Source organism: Blastopirellula marina DSM 3645 (assembly GCF_000153105.1).
Lineage (GTDB): Bacteria > Planctomycetota > Planctomycetia > Pirellulales > Pirellulaceae > Blastopirellula > Blastopirellula marina.
In genome coordinates this window covers 1,272,405-1,292,336 of record NZ_CH672377.1, presented here as the reverse complement: position 1 = coordinate 1,292,336, position 19,932 = coordinate 1,272,405, and the positions used below count along the sequence as shown (strand labels likewise).

Sequence of the window (19,932 nt, the reverse complement as noted above, 5' to 3'; positions counted from 1 at the left end):
TAGTGGATCTAACCAAACGCGGTTTGGCAAAAAGGGACGCTATTTCAAAACTCGCCAGCGAGAGAAGTGCGGAACTCATTTGTTCTATCGGCTCGCCGTATCAATCCCCGGTGACAGCGGTGCGATCTTGTCATCCGGATACAGCTTCTTGTACTCCTCCAGATTCCGCTGCACTTTGATGCGCTCGATGTTGTTGGGCAATCCGTTGACGGCGGCCTGGTACCACTGAGCGGCGCGGCTTTGGATTCGCTTCTTTTCGACCGGGTTGAAGCCGGCGACCGCGTCCCACCACATATCGCCGATTTCGGCCTGAATTGCCGGAGCGGTTGGAGATTCCAACTCTAGCAGCGCGGCGTCTTTGATCTTTGGATTGCTGCATTTGGCGAGGAAGGGGAGACCTTGCTGCCATTGATTACGATGGAGACAAAGGTAGCGGCCGACCAATAAGTTACCCTCTGGATTAAAAGAGGGGCGTTCGAGCGAAAGAAACTGCGATTCAATCTCGACATAGACCTTGCGTGCTTCCGCTGTTTGGTCACGTAACGCAGCGATCCGGTTCAACATCTGCGTGTCATTTTGCGAACGAGCGAAGGTCTCGATGATCGCAAACAATTCGTCGACCGCTTTGAAGTTGTTCCGGTCATACGAAATTTGCCAGAGTTGAATGGCGAGTTGCTTAAATTCGTCTTTGCGTGCATGGGGAATGCGGGCGACATTTTCGGTCGCAAATCTCAGCAACTGCAACTGTTGATTGATCGTGTCAAATTCATACTGACGATTGAGACGCTCAAACGCATCTTTGGCGATCGCTGGGGACTTGCCTTTGATGGCCAACTGATAAGCGAGCGATAGCATGGCAAACTGCTGGATAGGATCATCTCCCAGCTTCTCGGCGTTTGAAACAAACATCGAGGCCAGCATCGAGCGCCGGTTTTCCGAATCAGCGGCACGAAACTCGTCGGCGAAAATTTCGCGAATTCGCGCTTCCGCATCATCGGACAGTTTGGGGTCTGGAATCGGCAGCTTCGCGAGTCCTGGTCGTGATCCCGCAGCGGGAGTTTCGCCCAACGCAGGGCCCAAGGCGGCATCCGATCGCGGCCTATTGGCGGTGGTCATATTCGACGCAACTTGATTGCCGGACGCAGCGCCGCTCGCAACTTTGGCTGGATCGGGGTTGGAAGCGTCTCCGAACTTTCGAACATCCAGACCGTTACCCAGCACGAAAAAATCGGTCATTTCGGTCGCCGTGATCGCCGGCGGAACTTTGTGCGTTTTGCCGTCGGCGGTCACCACAAAGATAGAGCCGCCGCGAAGCTGTCCCATTCCTTCCCGCGGAGCGGCGGGATTGAACTCGAGATCGAACGGCTTGACCCAGCTAACCGACATCGCGTCGTCCGCTTCCACGATCAGTGGAATGGTGCTTAGCGAACGACGTCCGACTGTGTCGAGACTCGTGGGCGAAGAAGCCCGCGCGGCGCAGGTCGGACCAAACGCCATCAGAAAATTGGTCGCTTCATCTTTTCGCTCGGGCGACTGATATACCGGCGGAATCTTGCCCGCGAGCGCCAGATTTTGCTTGTCATTCCAGGGCTTGTCGACCGCAAATTGATCGTACAGGTCTTGGTAGCCAAGATACGGCAAGAGATCGATTCGCCATCCCAGCAGCGTATTGCCCCGCGAGTCTTTACGGACCGCTGAGGGAATCTCTCCCTTTTCGGTAATCATGTCGGCCAAGGCTTCGCCGATAATTTCCAGCTTGGTTTGGGCCTCTGAGCCTTTGTCGGCTGGCGGGTTTTTCGCCAATCGCTCGATGCGTTCTCGGCGCTCGGCGTATTTTGAGTTGACTGGCGGAGCCGCGGCCTCCGGCATTTCTTCGGCTGCTGGCGCCGCGGTTTTTGTATCGGCGGCTTTCGCGACCTCTGGTTTGACCGGAGCTTTGGCCGGAGCTTTTTTCTTCGGCGCCGGTGCGGCGGGCGGGGGCGTCTCGTCCTCCTCTTCATCCGATGAACGACTAAACGACACGGCGTTCATGCGGTTTTCGGCCTCCGAACTGCAACTGCAGCCCCCGTGCAGCAGCGCGCAGAGCAACAGCAAAATAAAGTAGGGTCGCGGAGAGATGGAATTCATGTTCAAGATCGGTCACCTTCGAAATCGCGGTATAAGAGGCCGATTCTAGGCGATCACTTCCGCTTCGCTGACCTAAGTCAACGGAAATTCTTGCGATCTTTACCGTTTCCTCATCTATCGGCGTCGATGGTTTAAATTGGGGGAGTTGCCATCGGAGATACGGCGTCAAGCACGCGGTTGAAGGGGAGAAGTCAGGTTCATCTGGCGGGATTGCGAGGAAAGTTGCAAAATGGAGGTCTGCCTGACAGAATTCACCACCATTTCTCCCCGGAGCTGTTCATGTTGCGTTTGGCGATGTTTGTTGCGATTTCGGTTATTTCCGCTTCTTCGTTGTTAGCGGCTCCTGCTTCGCAGGGCAAAGTGACCGACAAGGTCTTTCTCGAAGTGGATGTCAACGGCAAGCCCGCCGGCCGGATTGTGATCGGTTTGTTTGGCGATACGACGCCAAAGACGGCCGCAAACTTCCGTGCTCTTTGCACCGGTGAAAAGGGAAAAGGCCGCTCTGGCAAGATGCTGACCTACAAGGGAAGCTCGTTCCACCGCATTATCCCGCAGTTCATGCTGCAGGGGGGCGATTTCACAAACGGCAACGGCACCGGCGGCGAAAGCATCTATGGCGCCAAGTTCGCCGACGAGAACTTTGATTTGACGCACGATGGGCCCGGCGTGTTGAGCATGGCGAACTCGGGACCGGGGACCAATGGCTCCCAGTTCTTTATCACCACCGTGAAGACCAGTTGGCTTGACGGCAAGCATGTCGTCTTTGGTCGTGTGGTCGAAGGAATGGAGGTCGTCAAAAGGCTTGAATCCCTCGGTTCGCAGAGCGGCAAACCTCGTGCGACGGTGACGATCGCCAACTGCGGCGTCTGGGATAAATAGTCGATGCGCCCCTAGAAATTACCAACGAACTCGAAAACGCCGGCCTCTACTGCCGGCGTTTTCTATTTGGCAAACAAGCTTTTGGGGGGTTATAAAGGGAGTCTTGGCTCCAATCCCCCCCGAATGCAATACTCCCGCCAGAAGTTCTTGTCATGCCTAGATTCGCCTCGCTATTTCTCGTTTTGCTGGCCGCTTCATTCACTCAAGCCGCCGATAAGCCGAACATCATTTTCCTCTTCGCCGACGACTATAGCTACGAATGTGTCGGAGCCTATGGTCATTCGATGGTACAGACGCCCCACTTAGACCAATTGGCAAAGCAAAGCACCCGCTTTACGCATGCCTACAACATGGGATCGTGGAGCGGCGCCGTCTGTGTCGCCAGCCGCACGATGCTCAACACGGGGCGCTTTGTCTGGCATGCCGAGAAGGTCTACAAATCCGCCGAGAAAGAGCGTGTCGCGGGCCGTTTTTGGTCGGAGTACATGAAGCAGGCTGGTTACGACACCTATATGACTGGTAAATGGCACGTTCCGGCCAACGCCGCCAAAGCGTTTGAGACGAGCGCCCATATTCGGGGAGGAATGCCGAAAGATACGAACCATGGTTACAATCGCCCGCCAGCGGGGGGCGAAGATCCTTGGTCCCCGTCCGATCCGCAGTTTGGCGGGTTCTGGGCCGGAGGCAAACATTGGAGCGAAGTCGTCGCGGACGATGCGGTCGACTTTCTCGATACGGCGGCCAAGCGTGATAAGCCGTTTTTCATGTACCTAGCGTTCAATGCGGTGCATGATCCGCGACAGTCGCCGCAGGATTACGTCGATCACTATCCCGCCGAAAAGACCGATGTGCCTGCCGATTTTCAGCCTTTGTATCCGGAAAGAGAGGCGATGGGCGCCGGGAAATCGCTCCGCGATGAGAAACTGGCCCCATTTCCCCGCACTCCCCATGCGATTCAGGTCCACCGTAGCGAGTATTACGCGATTATCGAGCATATGGATGCGCAAATCGGCCGCATCCTGGATGCGTTGCAGAAAACCGGTAAAGCTGACAATACCTACATCTTTTTCACCGCCGATCATGGTTTGGCGGTTGGTCATCATGGGCTGCTAGGGAAGCAAAATATGTATGACCACAGTGTTCGTGTGCCGCTGTTGGTCGCTGGGCCCGGTTTGCCGCAAGGGAAAGTGTGCGAAACGCCGGTCTATCTGCAGGATGTGATGGCGACAACTTTGGAGTTGGCCGGTGTGGAAAAGCCGGATCACGTCGAATTTCGGAGCCTATTGCCGGTGATTCGCGGCGAGCGCGACGTGCAGTACGACGCCATTTATGGCGCCTATCTCGATCGCCAGCGAATGATCACGGTCGATGGGTACAAGCTGATTCTGTATCCGACCATCGCCAAGCTAAAGCTGTTTGATCTGACGTCGGACCCGCAGGAGCGCGCAGATTTGGCGGGGAATCCGGATCAACGCACGCGAATTGAACAATTATTGAATCGCTTGTTGAAGCTGCAAACGGAGGTCGGGGACGAATTAGATCTGAAAAAAGCCTATGCGGATTGGCTGTAGATCGTCGCGGAATACGCAAAAACCTCGAGAAACCGACCAGATCGTCGCGTAATCTTGTCTAAATTGCCATATGCCGAGCGGCTCGAAAATGGGGTAGACTTCGTGGTCAGTTTTCCTGCGTGGAGGCCTTGCAAGCCAGTCGCGAGGAGCGTTATACTGGCTCGCTTCCACCATAAGCATTGATTGGAAGCTGTAGGCGATGAAAGTTCGAGCAAGCGTAAAACGCATCTGCGATAAGTGCAAAGTGGTCCGCCGCCGCGGCCGGATTTTCGTGATCTGCGAGAATCCCCGCCATAAGCAACGTCAGGGCTAGATCTCGAAGATCTAGGTTTGACGGCGACTCGGTTTGGTTGCTGCGATCGTTCCCCTTGGGGGCCAAAACGCAACTTTACCACCGCACGCAACCCGTTCAATTTTAAGCACATAGAGTAATTTCGACGCTACCGCGTCTTGGCAGGAGTAGAGTTATGCCCCGTTTGATGGGTGTCGACATTCCGAACGACAAACCAACCTGGATTTCGCTTACGTACTTGTACGGAGTCGGACCGCGCACCGCTCGAGAGCTGTGCGTGAAAGTTGGTATCTCGCAGGAACGCAAAGCGGGCGAGCTGCACGAAGATGAGCTAAGCCGCATCGCCGGGCTGCTGGAAACGGAATACACCGTTGAAGGTCCCCTCCGCCGACAAATCGCTCAAAACATTCAGCGTTTGAATCGCATCGTTTGCTATCGCGGCATGCGTCATCGTCGCGGTCTGCCGGTTCGCGGTCAGCGAACTCGCACGAACGCCCGAACTCGCAAGGGACCGAAAAAGACGGTCGCCGGCAAGAAGGGCGTGAAGGACCTGCGATAATTTTGCAGGCTTGTTGCTCCCTTTTGAGAGCAATGAGAGACGAGCGAACATTCACCTTTCAGGAGTATTGGCGCAGTGGCCAAGGCAGCAAAGAAGAAAATTCGTCGCAACGTATTGCAGGCGGTCGTGCATATCAAAGCGACCTTCAACAACACGCAAGTGACGATTACCGACGCCAAGGGAGACTCGCTTTGCTGGGCAAGCGCCGGCACCTGCGGTTTCAAGGGTAGTCGCAAAAGCACCCCGTTCGCCGGCCAGTGCGCCGCCCAACAGGCTGCCGAAAAGGCATTGAAGTTCGGTGTGAAAGAAGTGGAAGTTCGCGTGAAAGGTCCGGGTTCGGGCCGTGAAAGTGCGATCACCGCTTTGGCCGCCGCCGGCTTGAACGTTCGGTCGATCGAAGATTGCACTCCGATCCCGCACAATGGTTGCCGTCCGCCGAAGAAACGCCGCGTCTAAAGCTTCACGCTTTTGGGCATCGCGTTTCTATTTCCCCCCACAGCTGTTTCGAAGTTCGTCGAACGGAGAGAATCAATGCATATTCGCTGGCGCGGTTTGGAGCTGCCGAGCGTCGTTAATTGCGAAGCCGAATCACTCTCGCCGAATTATGGCAAGTTTATCGCTGAGCCGTTTGAACGCGGTTTTGGCGTCACGATCGGCAATAGCTTGCGACGCATTTTGCTGTCGAGCCTGGAAGGCGCCGCGGTTACGCAGATTAAGGTCCGCGGAGCTCAGCACGAGTTCACCTCGATCCCCGGCGTTGTCGAAGACATGACCGAGATCGTCCTGAACACCAAGGCGATCGTCGTCAAAAAGCATTCCGAGATGACGAAAGTCGTCACGATTGAAAAGCAGGGGCCCTGCACGATTACCGGCGCCGACATTCAGTGCGATCCGGAAGTCGACATCATCAACAAAGACATTCACATTTGCACGATCACCGGCGACATTCCATTCATGATGGAAATGGTCGTCGAATCGGGCCGCGGATACATTCCGGCTACCGAACATAGCACCGCTGAACACGAAATCGGCATTATCCCGGTTGACGCCGTTTACAGCCCGGTGACTCGCGTTCGTTACGAAGTCGAAGAAACCCGCGTCGGTCAAAAGACCAACTACGACAAGCTGACTCTGGAGATTTGGACCGATGGTTCGATTCATCCCGAATACTCGCTTGTTGAAGCGGCGAAGATCCTTCGCAAGCACCTGAACCCGTTCGTTCAATACAACGAACTCGGCTCGAAGATCAGCATTCCCAGCCGCACGCAGTCGAGCGGATTGGATCCCGTGCTGGAATCAAAGCTGAACATGAGTCTGGCCGAGATGCACCTGTCGGTGCGAGCCAGCAACTGCTTAGAATCAGAAAACATCAATACGGTCCGCGACCTGGTTCGTCGTACCGAAGATCAGTTGATGGAAGTTCGGAACTTTGGCGAAACCACGCTGACCGAAGTGCGCGAAAAGCTGAAAGAGCTTGGCCTGCACTTGGGAATGCGTGTTCAATCGGCGCCTCGCTAACGAACAGCGTCAACAGCCGTCATTTGCAATTCACACGCTTATAGTTTTTTTAAGACTTCAGTAGCATGCGACATCGAAAAAAAGGCCGGGTTCTTGGGCGTTCGTCTCCCCATCGCAAAGCGATGATGCGGAACATGGCGAGCAGTCTAATCCTGTCGCTACGTAGCGACGATGTGAATGAGTCGGGCTATGAGTACCTCTCGACCGATACGCCCGATGCGGGGCGGAACGTGCCGAAGGTCAAAGGCCGGATCATCACGACGATCTCGAAGGCGAAAGAAATTCGCCCGTACATCGAAAAGGTGATCACCCTCGCCCGCAAAGCTCTGCCGCACCTTCGCGCCGCTGAGAAATTGGCGACGAAGCACGCCAAGTATGACTCCAACGGCAAGCCGAACGAAGCCTATCGTGAGTGGCGCAAGAGTGACGAATACGTCGCTTGGAACAACGCTCAGGCGCCTGCTTTGGCGCTGCGTCGTCGCGCTGTCGCGATGCTGTGCAATCATCAAGCAGTTGATCTGCTGTTCGACCAACTTGCTCCGAAGTTTGAAGATCGCGAAGGGGGTTACACCCGGATTTTGCGTTTGGCGACGCCCCGCTTGGGTGACGCCGGAACGCGTGCGATTATCGAATTTGTCGGGAATGATCGCGATCGTAAGCACGAAGCCGCCGAGCGTCCCGCCTTTGAAGGTGAAACTGCCGCCGCCGGCGAAGAGGCGTAATTTACGCTCTAATTCGCTTTGCTTAAAACAAACGAAAGCCGTTATACTCCCCGCACGGAGCATAACGGCTTTTTTCATGGATGGACGATCGGCGCATGCGACCATTGGCGACGACAGGGCGACGGACAATTTCGTTGGTAAAGCGCAACTCGCAACCTGGCTTTGACTTCTCTTGGAGCATGCGGCAGTTGGTCGCCGATATGATCGCTCGCTCACCCGAGTTGAAGCATATCGATCTCAGCCGGATCGCCGTCGCCGTCGCTCAGGCCCGCAAAGACGTTCCTTACGGCGTATTTGCGTCACTGACGCCGCTGCGATTTGAAGGAGGCTCAGCGGTCACCAAACGTCGCGGACGTTCCTATCGCGTTCAACGGCTCGCTGACGAACGAGGACGCGAGATGCTCTATATCCTCACCTTCTATCTGCCGCGATTCATGGATATGAGCTTCCAAGAGAAGCTGATCACCATCTTCCATGAACTCTGGCACGTTAGTCCGAAGTTTGACGGCGATATCCGCCGACTCCCGGGGCGCTGCTACGCCCATTCGCACTCGCAAAAAGAGTACGACGAACAGATGGGGATCTTGGCCAACAAATACCTGATGACGGCGCCGCTGCGTTCTCTGTACCAGTTTCTCGAACTCAATTTCGCCCAACTGCATCAACAGTTCGGCCGCGTCTACGGAATCAAGATCCCGCGCCCCAAGATGGAACTGGTCGACCCGGCTCCGGCGAAAACGAAAACTCGCCGTCGCAAAACAGGTTAGTCCAGCTGCTTTCTAAACCGCGCGATGCTGGCCGTTAAAATCACCAGGCAGCAGATCGACAGACCCACGATCGATGGGACCAGGTCGATGAAGTCGGCGTCGCGCAAGACGATGCCGCGAAGGATCTCGATGAAGTAGGTCACCGGGATTGCGAACGTGACCAGATAGATCGGTAGCGGCATTTCACTACGGGGGAACATGAATCCTGAGAGCAACACCGACGGCAGCATGATTAAAAAGGCGAATTGCAGCGCCGCGACTTGCGTCTTGGCCAAGGTCGAAACCAACAAGCCCAGGCCAAGTGAACAGACGATAAACAGGGCCGACAACACGATCAGCAACATCAGATTGCCGCGGATCGGCACGCCAAAGACGTAGACCATCACGGTCAGCACCAACAACATCTCGACCATGCCGATGATCGAGTAGGGGACCAGTTTTCCCAGCACCAGGCCAGCGCGGCCGACCGGCGTCACAAACAGTTGTTCGAGCGTTCCCAGCTCCCGTTCGCGTACGATCGCGAACGCCGTCAGGAAGAGCGTGACCAACTGCAAAATGATGCCGACTAGACCGGGAACAAAGAACCGGGCGCTTTCCAGATCCGGGTTATAAAGCAAGCGGGGACGAACATCGATCGGCAGGGCGAGTTCGCCCCACTGATCGCGAGCGGGAGCTCGCTGCGCATCTGTCGCCGCCGATTTGGCCCGACCAATCGAAAGATTTAAGCCTAACAGCGCAACGGCGTTCTGCGCCGTCGTCGCGACCTGCGAATCACTGCCGTCGATCAAGACTTGCACCTGCGCCTGACGACCTTGCGCCAGACTATCGCTGTAATTGGGCGGTATCAGCACGCCGACTTTTGCCCGGCCCGAGGTGAGCGAGCGTTGAAAGCTCTCCTCGTCATAGACTTTGCCGATCAATTTCAGCTTGCGCGTATTGACCAGCGAATCAATCAGTCGTTGGCTATCTTGCCGACCATCGAGGTCGTAGACGACCATCGGAATGTTTTCGATCTGAATGTCGATCGCGTAGCCGAAAATCAGCACCTGCATGACCGGCACGACAAACATGAAGAAGAGCGTGCTGGGCTGACGGCGTATGTGCGACATCTCTTTGACAAAGACGGCGAGCAGACCATCGGTCGAACGTCCGGTCAGCGTCGACTCATGTTTCTGGCGCAGAGCAGGGGAGGGCGCCGAAGCTTCTTCGACATTTTCCTCAGAATTGTCGATCGCCGATTCCAGCCGAACGGTCTTCGCTGGTTCGCCGCTGTTGTGCCGCTCTTCCGCATTTTTGGTGAGCGTAACGAAGACATCTTCCAGGGTCGGTGCGATTTCGCGAATCGGTAGTTTATCGGCCGTCGTCCCCAGATCGGCGGCCAGTTGCTCGTGCGTGTACGAGTCGTCGACCAACGCATGGATCATCTCGCCAAACAGCGTCGCATCACGGACCTGTCTGACGTGGATCAGTTTCGTGAGTCCGGTCGATGGATTGTGTGCATCAATCTCGATCCGCTTGGTCCCCTCCGGCGTGACGTCGGGTAATTGCTTCAGTTCTTCGCCGCGACCGAGCACCAGCAGTTTCGACATGAAGATATAGCCGACATCGGTGCAACGTTCGGCTTCGTCCATATAGTGAGTGGTCACGAACAGAGTCACCCCCTGAGCCGCCAACTCAAACAACAGATCCCAGAGCTGACGACGCGCTACCGGATCGATACCGGCCGTCGGTTCATCCAAAAAGAGGACGTCCGGCTCATGAATGAGCGCACAGGCAAGCGCCAGCCGCTGCTTCCAACCTCCCGAGAGATTGCCGCCCAGCTGATCGATTCGATCATTCATGTTGGTCAGTTCGAGCACCGCTTGGCGACGCTCGGCCAAACGTTCGTCGGTCAGACCATAGATCCGCCCGTAGAAGTCGAGATTCTCGCGAACCGACAGGTCGCTATACAGACTGAACTTCTGCGACATGTAGCCGATGCGGCGTTTGATCTCTTCGGGATCTTTGTGCACATCATAGCCCAGCACCGATGCGTCGCCGGAGGATGGCTCCAGCACGCCGCAGAGCATGCGGATAATGGTCGACTTGCCGCTACCATTGGGGCCGAGCAGGCCGAAGATGGCGCCGCGGCGGACCTCGAAGCTGACATCGTCCACCGCGACAAGATCGCCGAACGAACGGGAGAGTCCTTCGACTCGGATGACTGGCTCGCTCATGAGATTACTTTCTCGGCTCGAGCCAAACGTCGGCGGCCATACCCGATCGCAGTTTGTCGCGCCCATCGAGCAACGTCACTTTGATACGAAAAACCTGCTTCGAGCGTTCTTCCGGCGTTTGCACATTGTTAGGCGTAAACTCGGCGTTCCGCGCGATGAAAGTAATCTCCCCCTGAAACTCGCCGTCAAAGCTATCGACGGTGATCGGCAACATCTGACCAAGTTCGATATTCAGATGGTTTTCTGGAACGTAAGCGCGCACCCACAATTTGTTCGGGTCGATCAACGTTAGCATCGGCGCATTGGGCGCCATCAAATCGCCGGGCTCTAACTCCAGCGCTTCGACGATTGCGTCGCTGGGGGCGACGATATCCAACTCTTCGATTCGCTTTTGAATCGCGGCTACATTCGCGGTGGCCGCGGCGACGGCGGCTGCGGCTTGGGCGATATCTTCGGTGCGAAAGCCGGATTTCATCAACTCGTACTGCTGCGTCGCCTCGTCGAGCGCTGCGCGAGCTTCGTCAATTTCTTCTTGGCGCGTTCCTTCGACCAACAGCGAAAGGTTGTTCTCTCTCACGACCGAGGAGCTTTCGGCCTCACGTAGGAGATCGGCGACGCGATCAAAACTCTCCTGCGTGCCGGCGCCTTTCTCGAAGACCTCTTTTTCACGCTTGAAGTTGGCTTGGGCTAACTCTAGTTGGGAAGAGGCCATTTTTAGCTCTGCTCGCGCCGCGTCGATCTCTTGTTTACGCGGGCCGTCGACTAATTTCTTCAGTCGCGCCGTCAACTGATCGGTTTTGGCTTTCGCCTGGGCGACTTCTTCTACTCGGTACCCGAACTTCAGCTTGTCGAGAATCGCCTGCTTGTCGTCTTGCTCGGCCTTGGCGGCGGCCAACTGCTCGTTGAGATCGAACGGTTCCAAGCGAACGAGGATCTGGCCTTTTTCGACGCGGTCTCCTTCGTCGGCCAAGACTTCTGCAATGCGTCCGCCGACCCGCGAACCGAGTCGGATATCCTCCGCTTCGATATATCCAGAGACCTTTAGCGGCTCGTGCCGCAACTGGCTGTAGGCCAAGAGCGATCCGAAAACCAGAACCAGAACGGCGATGATCGCGATACGGGACGACATGGCGGCATTCGCTGACGATGTGAAAGTTGCCGTTCGGCCCAGCGGCCGATACGTTGAAGCGTCGGCAACTCTAACACTCGACGAGGAACCATCACACGCGCAATGTCGCCGGGGATTTCTAGCGGCGAATGTTTACGAGCCGTTGGGCAGGTCGTGCCGATTGTACGAATTCTATGCGTCCCGGCGCTGCTGCGCCAGCGCGAGAACTACGTGACGCTCAGCATTCTTTCGAGCGCCGTGCGCGACCACTGCGACGTTTCGTCATCTACCCGCACGACGTTTACCGGAGTTCCTGCATCCAGATTTTCCAGGCTCCAGCAAAGATGCGCCAGGTCGATCCGATACATCGTGGCGCACATGCAGACGACCGGCGAAAGAAAGTGAATCTCTTGTTCCGGGTGCTCTTGCTTTAGACGATTCACTAGATGGAGTTCGGTGCCGATCGCCCATTTGGTTCCGGCGGGCGCATTGCGAACGGTCTCGATAATTTTTCCGGTCGAACCGGACACGTCGGCGATTTCGTTGACTTCCTGCATGCATTCGGGATGGACCAAAATCTGAATCCCGGGGTAATCGCGCCGAAACGCCGCGACATGCTCCTTCTTGAACATCTGATGAACGCTGCAGTGTCCTTTCCATAGGATCACTTTCGAGTTTCGAATCGCCTCGGCGGTATTGCCGCCAAACTCCAAGTCGTACGGATTCCAGACCGGCATCTGATCGTTGGGGATCCCCATGGTCTGCGCCGTATTGCGGCCGAGATGTTGATCGGGGAAGAAGAGCACGCGACTAGTGCGTGCGAACGCCCATTTCAGAACCGACGCAGCGTTGCTGGACGTGCAGACGATGCCCCCATGTCGACCGACAAACGACTTTAAGCTGGCGGCCGAATTGATGTAAGTGACCGGCGTGATGTCATTGGTGTCGATCAATTCGCCCAGATCTTCCCACGCATTTTCGACCTGATCGATCGCCGCCATGTCGGCCATCGAACAACCGGCCGCCATGTCGGGCAAAATCACATCGACGCGATGTCCGTCGCGCGCCGCGATCTTCTCGGGACGATTCGCCAAGATGTCGGCGGTCTCGGCCATAAAGTGAACGCCGCAGAAGACGATGTGGCGACAATCGCCGCTGTCGGCCGCCATCTTGCTTAATTGATAACTGTCGCCGCGCAAGTCGGACTGCGCAATCACTTCATCCTGTTGATAGTGATGCCCCAAGATCATCAGGCGACTTCCCTGCTTGCGGCGGACCGCGTTGATGCGATCCGTCAGCTCTTCATTGCTGAGCGAGCGATAAGGAGCAAAGTCGAATGCCGGAGTCTCAAGCGTCGTCGTCATGGCGCTATTTGCTTTTCTGCCGAAAGAGAGATGGAAACAGCCAATTATACCTCTGGGCGACTACGTGCTGTAGGGCCAGCGAAACCTGTCAGAAATCAATGCCCGAAGTTCTGCGTTAGTTCCGGTAGTTTTTCATAGGCCAAAACGACTTTCTCGGTACAGGATGGCGACCCGTGCGCAATGAAACGCAAGATAGCCGCGCATAACGTGCGAAACGCCGTGCTAGCTCGCATCCACATAATGCGAAACTCGCCGCCGTCATCACTGCGCATGAATTAAGCAGTGCCCGACATCTTCACCTAAACCAATCCGTTAGATGGTAATTAGGTGGAGAGCGGTCGCCTTGTCGGTTTGGCATGTCAATTGCCTAACGTAGTCTGGTCCGACCTTTTGCTTACCGGTTCGACTTAACAAGGAATGAGAACGATGGGCCTTGGATTTTTGATTGACATGGATGGCGTTATTTATCGCGGCAGTCAGCTGATTGACGGCGCTGATCGCTTTATCGCAACACTGAAAAAGAAGCAGATACCCTTTTTATTCCTAACCAACAACAGCCAGCGCACGCGTCGCGACGTCGCGGCCAAGTTGTTTCGCATGGGAATTGATGTCGACGAAGACCGCATCTTCACCTGTGCGATGGCGACCGCTCGATTTTTGGCCAAGCAAAAGCCTGGTGGAACAGCGTTCGTGATCGGCGAAGGGGGACTGCACAATGCGCTGCATCGCAATGGCTACGCAATTGTCGATCATGCGCCAGACTATGTGGTCGTCGGCGAAGCGCGTTCGATCACGCTTGAGATGTTGGATGCGGCGGTGCAGATGGTGCTCGATGGCGCGCAATTGATCGCGACCAATCTTGACCCGAACTGCCCAACCAAGTCTGGCACACGCAGCGGTTGTGGTGCGACCGTTTCGTTCATCGAGAAAGCGACAGGTAAGACCGCGTTTAGCGTCGGTAAACCGAGTCCGGTGATGATGCGTTCGGCGCAATGGGAACTCGGTGTTCGCTCGTGGGAAACCGTGATGATAGGCGACACGATGGAAACCGATATCTTGGGCGCTGTGCAGATGGGCTACTACGCGACGTTGACGCTTAGCGGCGGTTCGCGCGCCGAAGATTTGCCGTCCTATGCATTTCGACCTGATCGCGTGATTAACTCGGTCGTCGATTTGATCGAAGACATCGAAAATGATGCGATGCTTCCGGCATGGGATCACGGCATCACGCCGCATCCGATGGAAGAGAGCGAGCGTTCGATGTACGCGGCTGCCCGCGGCGCATAATTTGCGCCGCATTGACTCGCGTCAGCAGGCGATCCAAGCCGTACCCATGATATTTGCTGACGCGAGCTTGGTGGTCTTCAGCGACCTAGCCAGGGATATGCTCGCCTGCGATTAGATTCTCGAAAGTCTGACGCTCGCGGATTAAATGGGTCTGGCCGTCTCGAATCAAAACTTCGGCGGCCAAGGGTTTCGAGTTGTAATTCGATCCCATGACAAAGCCGTATGCTCCTGCGCATTCGATCACGAGAAAATCGCCGATCGATGCGGCAGGCAAGCTGCGCGTTCCGACAAAACCGCCCTCTTCCTGCGTAAAGATGTCGCCTGACTCGCAGAGCGGCCCGCCGACAACCACGTCCAAATGCGGCCGTTCATCCGTTTCGCCGCTGGCCAGCGCGATCGACATGGGATGATAAGAGCCGTATAGAATTGGCCGCGCCAAGTTGTTGAAGCCTGCGTCGACCACGTAAAACTTGTTCTCGCCCATCGTTTTGATGGCGCGAATTTCGGCCAGTAAGAATCCGGACTCCGCTGATAGATAGCGGCCTGGTTCGATTTCTAGCGAGACCGTGTGTCCGAACGAGTCTTGCAGTCGTTTGCGGACGCCGTTCCACAGCTCGAAGTACTGATCAAGATCGACATAGGTTTGGGAAGCGTTGTACGGAATCGGCAAGCCGCCACCGGCGCTGATCGTGGTGATCGTCCGTCCTACTTCGAGCGCCGCTTTCTCCATCGAACCGCAAACTTGGGCCAAATGCTCCAGGTCGGTGCCCGATCCGATATGCATGTGCAGTCCGGTCACGCGGACGCCGTGCTGATCGGCGATCAGCAAACACTCGTGGAGTTGCTCGTGCCAGATGCCGTGCTTCGATTGTTGGCCGCCGGTGTTGGTCTTTTGGCTATGACCATGACCAAAACCAGGATTGATCCGCAACGTGATCTCGCTTCCCGGCGCCGCTTCGCCCAACTGGGCGATCATGTCAGGCGAGCCGCAATTGACGTGCAGTCCATGTTCAACGCAAAGGGCCAGCGCTTCGTGATCAAAGATATCGGCGGTGTAGACAAGCGGCGCCGGTTCTCCCTTGGCGCCGTAACCGGCCGCCAAGGCGCGACGGATTTCCCAGGCGCTGACCGCATCGACCATCACGCCGTTCTTGCGCATCAGATCGAGAATCGCCAAATTGGAACAAGCCTTTTGAGCGTAGCGAATCACGTCGAACGCCCGCAAATCCTCGATTCGTTCCACAATCTTCGCGGCGTCGTAGACGAAGGTGGGAGTGCCGTATTTCGCCGCCAAATCGAGAACCGGGACTCCGGCGATTTCGGTGCGAAACGTCTTAAATTGCGGCACGGTCGGCATAGCTGGTCTACCTATGGGCGTCGAAGAAAGGAATTATTGCGGATCGAATCGCTTATTTTAGATTCTGATCCTCGATCGGGACACGCCCCTTCGCTTGCGGTTCATGCAGGCGATTGCCGCAGATCGGCGATCGCTTCGGCGGCCGTAACCGGTCGTTGGCAGGCGAAATTCTCGCAGACATAGACAGTTCCGTCGGCCTCGGGCAACGGGCCCTTCCCCGCAAAGATCGGAGCCAGCGGCGAGCCACTAGGCAATGCCTTCTCGGATGAAACGCAGGCGATAGCGCTATTGGGGGTATAGCTGCGACGTAGTTCCGCTAAAAACTCGTGGGTTGCGCCAGAATCGGCATTTCCAAAAATCACGACTTCTCGAGCCGGTCCCAAATAACGATCGACCGCCGCTAACATCTGGCCAGTCGCCGTCGGATGTTTTTTCATCAGCGGCGCGGCGACGCGGATCGTGGTCACGGCTTCGTCCAGCAGTTCGGTATTTCCCAACAAGGCGCTCAGCCGCAGCAGAACGACCGCCGCCATCGAATTGCCGCTCGGCACGCTATTGTCATACAAGTCTTTGTTGCGCGCGATCAGCTTTTCGTGGTCGTCAGCCGTAAAGTAGTAGCCGCCGCCCACGGGATCGCCAAAGTGACGCATCATTAGATTTGTCAGCTCGATCGCGCGCTTCAGCCACCGCTCGGCGAAACTTGCTTCGTACAGCGAAATGCAAGCGTTGGCGAGATTCGCGTAGTCGTCGAGATAGGCCGCCAGCTTGGCGACGCCGTGGCGATACGAATGCAACAGCCGCCCCGAGTCATCGATCATCTTGTCGAACACAAAATCGGCGGCTCGCTCGGCCGCGATTAGATACTTGGGTTCACTCAAAGCGCCTGCCGCTCTGGCCAAGCTGTCGATCATCAGGCCATTCCAGCTGACAAGGACTTTGTCATCCTTGGCGGGCCGGATACGCTTGTCGCGAACCTGCAAAAGTTGTTGGCGAGCGACATCAAGCTCGCGGCGAAGTTCGACAACGTCGAGATTGGATGCGGCGCCCCAATCTTCGATCGACTGGGGCAGGTTCAGAATATTTTTGCCTTCGAAGTTGCCAGACTCGCTGACGTCGAAAATCTCACAAAAGCGACGCCCCTCCCCTTCTCCGAGAATGTCTACAATTTCTTGTGGAGTCCAGACGTAGAACTTCCCTTCCTCCCCTTCACTGTCGGCGTCTTCGGTACTTTGGAAGCCGCCTGCTTCATCGGTCAGATAGTGGAGGACGTAGTCGCAAGTCTCTCGCGCGACGCGCGCGAAGTCTTCGCGGCCGGTGGCGCGATAGCCATCAATGTAAACTCCGGCGAGGAGCGCATTGTCGTACAGCATTTTTTCAAAATGGGGAACGAGCCAACGCGCATCGACCGAGTAGCGAGCAAACCCGCCGCCCAGATGGTCGTAAATTCCGCCGCGGGCCATTTGATCCAAATTGTGGATCGCCATTTCCAGGGCGCGACTACTTGGTTGGCGGCGACTGTAGCGGAGGCAAACTTCGATATCCATGGTGTGGGGGAATTTCGGCGCACCGCCGAAACCGCCGTGTCGAAAATCGTAGATCGATTCGAGATACTTGTACGCGTCGTCCAGCAAATGCAGGTCGATCTGTTCGCCAGAGTCTTCGGCCTGGCCGATCTCTTGCAAACGCTCTGCGAATTTCTCAGACTGTTCCAGGGCGATCGCGCGACGATTTTCCCAAGCATCCATGACGGCTTTCAGCACCTGGTCAAAGCCGGGCATCCCGCCGCGCGGCGTCGGCGGCCAGTAGGTGCCGCCGAAGAACGGTTTGAGCTGCGGCGTCAAAAAGACCGACATCGGCCATCCGCCGCGACCGGTCAGCATCTGCACCGCGTTCATATATATCTGATCCAGGTCAGGACGCTCTTCGCGGTCGACCTTGATCGAGACAAAATGCTCGTTTAGATAATCGGCGATTTCCTGATTTTCAAAACTCTCGTGCTCCATCACATGACACCAGTGACAAGCGGAGTAGCCGATAGAGAGAAAAATGGGCTTATCCGCTTCGACCGCCTCGGCGATCGCCGCTTGGTCCCAAGGTCGCCAATCAACCGGGTTGGCGGCATGTTGCAGTAAATAGGGACTCGATTCGTGAGTCAGGCGATTCGCCATTTTGATCTCCGACGGAGCAGGTGACGACAAGGAAACGCTGCCCGCGACTGCTGAAATTATTTGAAACTATGTTCGTCGGCCGGAAATGCTCCGCCGCGGACTTCTTCACAGTACTGCCGGGCGGCGGTGGTGATTTGCCCGCGCAAGTCGGCGTAGGCTTTCACAAACTTTGGCACGTACCCGCCGGTCAGCCCTAACATGTCGTTGACGACGAGAACCTGACCGTCGCAGCCGGCGCCGGCGCCGATACCGATGGTCGGAATCGTTAACTCGGCCGATATTTTTGCGGCGGCGCTGCGCGGAACGCACTCGAGCACCATGCCAAACGCTCCGGCGTTTTGCGCCGCCAAGGCGTCGGCCAGCAGTTGCTCTTCGTCACGCTGCACTTTGTAGCCCCCCATTTGCATGACCAATTGCGGACGAAGTCCGACATGGGCCATGACGGGAATGCCTGCCGAAACGAGCCCCGCGATCACTTCGGCCTGTTCGACTCCCCCTTCCAGCTTGACCGCTTGGGCGCCGGTCTCTTTTAAAATGCGGCCAGCGCTTTCGATCGCGCTGTAAACGCCGAGATGAAAACTGGGAAACGGCAAATCCACGATCACCAAGGCGCGGTGGACTGCGCGAGCCACCATTTTGGCGTGGTAAATCATTTCGTCGAGCGTCACCGGCAAAGTCGTATCGTGTCCTTGGACGACCATCGAAAGACTATCGCCTACCAGGATCGAATCGACGCCTGCTTCGTCGAGCAACTGCGCCATCGTGTGATCGTAAGCGGTTAGCATTGAGATTTTTTTGCCGTCCCGTTTCATCGCGACGAACTTGGGGACGGTGATGCGATCCGATGCAGGTTTGTGAGAGGACATTCGCGGGGTCAACTTTCCTAGAGATTGCTTGCCGACGCTTGGGTGCGACGTACTTCGATTGTCGCGGCGAGGACCTACGCAGGCAACCGCCGCTCCGGCAAGAGTCGCGTGATTGACGTTAGGTTCGCTGCAACGGCGTCCATCGCAGGGATGAGCATTTGAGATGCGCGCACGAAAAAAGCTCGCGATAGAAAAAACTATCGCGAGCTTCGTATAAAAAATGGTTGTGACCTTGTTAAGCGGTATGAGACTGTCCCACCGTTAGATGTCTATTGAACAGACGCAGATCTTTCGATCCACGCCGCTTACCGAAGTAAGCGTCGCTAGAAGGAAGTGTGAGTCTTCCTGAGTCATCTAACAGTTTTCCTTAGAAAGGAGGTGATCCAGCCGCAGGTTCCCCTACGGCTACCTTGTTACGACTTAGTCCCAATCGCGGAGTTCACGTTCGGCGCCTGCCTCTCTTGCGAGTTAGCTTAGCGACTTCGCGTGCACCCCACTTTCGTGGCTTGACGGGCGGTGTGTACAAGGCTCAGGAACATATTCACCGCGGTATGCTGACCCGCGATTACTAGCGATTCCGGCTTCATGCAGGCGAGTTGCAGCCTGCAATCCGAACTGAGGCGCGTTTTCTGGGATTTGCTTACTCTCGCGAGTTTGCGTCCCTTTGTTCGCACCATTGTAGGACGTGTGCAGCCCTAGTCATAAAGGCCATGAGGACTTGACGTCATCCCCGCCTTCCTCCGGTTTCACACCGGCAGTCTCTCTAGAGTCCCCGACATTACTCGCTGGCAACTAGAGATAGGGGTTTCGCTCGTTAAGGGACTTAACCCGACATCTCACGACACGAGCTGACGACAGCCATGCAGCACCTGTGCAAAAGCTCTCCGAAGAGCACTCTCCCCTTTCAGGGAGATTCTTAAACATGTCAAGACTAGGATAAGGTTCTTCGCGTAGCCTCGAATTAAGCCACATCCTCCACCGCTTGTGTGAGCCCCCGTCAATTTCTTTGAGTTTCAGCCTTGCGACCATACTCCCCAGGCGGAGCACTTAACACTTTCGCTACGACCGAGAAGATGTGGGAGTCCCCTCGATCCAGTGCTCATCGTTTACAGCTAGGACTACCGGGGTATC

General features: G+C 56.1%; 16 protein-coding genes and 1 rRNA gene (1 of these 17 cut by a window edge). 9 read left to right on the top strand and 8 right to left on the bottom strand.

What is annotated here, in order from left to right:
- Positions 1-84: 84 nt before the first annotated feature.
- The gene (locus DSM3645_RS24275) at positions 85-2,127 is read right to left on the bottom strand and encodes a DUF1559 family PulG-like putative transporter (RefSeq protein ID WP_002655273.1); all 2,043 of its coding nucleotides are present in this window, start codon (positions 2,125-2,127) and stop codon (positions 85-87) included.
- Positions 2,128-2,406: 279 nt separating this feature from the next.
- Between DSM3645_RS24275 and DSM3645_RS24270 the strand changes: the two genes are divergently transcribed.
- The 8 genes from DSM3645_RS24270 to DSM3645_RS28945 all read left to right on the top strand — a co-directional run bounded on the left by DSM3645_RS24270 (position 2,407) and on the right by DSM3645_RS28945 (position 8,435).
- Positions 2,407-3,006 carry a peptidylprolyl isomerase gene (locus DSM3645_RS24270; protein ID WP_002655272.1) on the top strand — a complete coding sequence of 200 codons (600 nt, stop codon included), beginning with the start codon at positions 2,407-2,409 and terminating at the stop codon, positions 3,004-3,006.
- 152 nt (positions 3,007-3,158) lie between these two features.
- Positions 3,159-4,577, top strand: a complete 1,419-nt coding sequence (locus DSM3645_RS24265) for a sulfatase-like hydrolase/transferase (RefSeq protein ID WP_040352984.1) — start codon at positions 3,159-3,161, stop codon at positions 4,575-4,577.
- Positions 4,578-4,776: 199 nt separating this feature from the next.
- The gene (gene rpmJ, locus DSM3645_RS29750) at positions 4,777-4,890 is read left to right on the top strand and encodes a 50S ribosomal protein L36 (RefSeq protein ID WP_002655270.1); all 114 of its coding nucleotides are present in this window, start codon (positions 4,777-4,779) and stop codon (positions 4,888-4,890) included.
- Between the two features lie 166 nt (positions 4,891-5,056).
- Entirely contained in the window at positions 5,057-5,428 is a 372-nt protein-coding gene (rpsM, locus tag DSM3645_RS24260) for a 30S ribosomal protein S13 (protein WP_002655269.1), read from the top strand.
- Between the two features lie 75 nt (positions 5,429-5,503).
- Complete coding sequence (rpsK, locus tag DSM3645_RS24255; protein WP_002655268.1) at positions 5,504-5,884, top strand: 30S ribosomal protein S11; 381 nt, start codon at positions 5,504-5,506, stop codon at positions 5,882-5,884.
- Between the two features lie 75 nt (positions 5,885-5,959).
- Positions 5,960-6,946 (top strand): DNA-directed RNA polymerase subunit alpha, encoded by a 987-nt coding sequence (locus DSM3645_RS24250; RefSeq protein WP_002655267.1) that lies wholly within the window; start codon positions 5,960-5,962, stop codon positions 6,944-6,946.
- Positions 6,947-7,080: 134 nt separating this feature from the next.
- Positions 7,081-7,668, top strand: a complete 588-nt coding sequence (locus DSM3645_RS24245) for a bL17 family ribosomal protein (RefSeq protein WP_390072914.1) — start codon at positions 7,081-7,083, stop codon at positions 7,666-7,668.
- Positions 7,669-7,763: 95 nt separating this feature from the next.
- The gene (locus DSM3645_RS28945; RefSeq protein WP_202595006.1) at positions 7,764-8,435 is read left to right on the top strand and encodes a putative metallopeptidase; all 672 of its coding nucleotides are present in this window, start codon (positions 7,764-7,766) and stop codon (positions 8,433-8,435) included.
- On the opposite strand, the gene DSM3645_RS28940 is transcribed toward DSM3645_RS28945, so the two are convergent.
- The 3 genes from DSM3645_RS28940 to nadA all read right to left on the bottom strand — a co-directional run bounded on the left by DSM3645_RS28940 (position 8,432) and on the right by nadA (position 13,123).
- A complete protein-coding gene (locus tag DSM3645_RS28940) occupies positions 8,432-10,651 on the bottom strand; it encodes an ABC transporter permease (RefSeq protein WP_002655264.1) in 2,220 nt (739 codons plus the stop codon). The two genes, DSM3645_RS28945 and DSM3645_RS28940, sit on opposite strands and share 4 nt — an antisense overlap.
- A 4-nt stretch (positions 10,652-10,655) precedes the next feature.
- Positions 10,656-11,780, bottom strand: a complete 1,125-nt coding sequence (locus DSM3645_RS24225) for an HlyD family secretion protein (RefSeq protein WP_002655263.1) — start codon at positions 11,778-11,780, stop codon at positions 10,656-10,658.
- A 206-nt stretch (positions 11,781-11,986) separates the two neighbouring features.
- Positions 11,987-13,123 (bottom strand): quinolinate synthase NadA, encoded by a 1,137-nt coding sequence (gene nadA / locus DSM3645_RS24220; RefSeq protein WP_002655262.1) that lies wholly within the window; start codon positions 13,121-13,123, stop codon positions 11,987-11,989.
- A 426-nt stretch (positions 13,124-13,549) separates the two neighbouring features.
- Between nadA and DSM3645_RS24215 the strand changes: the two genes are divergently transcribed.
- On the top strand, positions 13,550-14,410 hold the full coding sequence (locus DSM3645_RS24215) for an HAD-IIA family hydrolase (RefSeq protein WP_002655261.1): 861 nt from the start codon (positions 13,550-13,552) through the stop codon (positions 14,408-14,410).
- Positions 14,411-14,495: 85 nt separating this feature from the next.
- Here DSM3645_RS24215 and lysA read toward each other — a convergent pair whose 3' ends face one another.
- From lysA to DSM3645_RS31040, 4 genes are all read right to left on the bottom strand, one after another.
- On the bottom strand, positions 14,496-15,767 hold the full coding sequence (lysA, locus tag DSM3645_RS24210) for a diaminopimelate decarboxylase (RefSeq protein WP_002655260.1): 1,272 nt from the start codon (positions 15,765-15,767) through the stop codon (positions 14,496-14,498).
- Between the two features lie 101 nt (positions 15,768-15,868).
- Positions 15,869-17,935 (bottom strand): thioredoxin domain-containing protein, encoded by a 2,067-nt coding sequence (locus tag DSM3645_RS24205; RefSeq protein WP_002655259.1) that lies wholly within the window; start codon positions 17,933-17,935, stop codon positions 15,869-15,871.
- A gap of 56 nt (positions 17,936-17,991) precedes the next feature.
- Entirely contained in the window at positions 17,992-18,801 is an 810-nt protein-coding gene (gene panB, locus DSM3645_RS24200) for a 3-methyl-2-oxobutanoate hydroxymethyltransferase (RefSeq protein WP_002655258.1), read from the bottom strand.
- Between the two features lie 371 nt (positions 18,802-19,172).
- A 16S ribosomal RNA gene (locus DSM3645_RS31040) occupies positions 19,173-19,932 on the bottom strand; it runs 838 nt beyond the window's last position.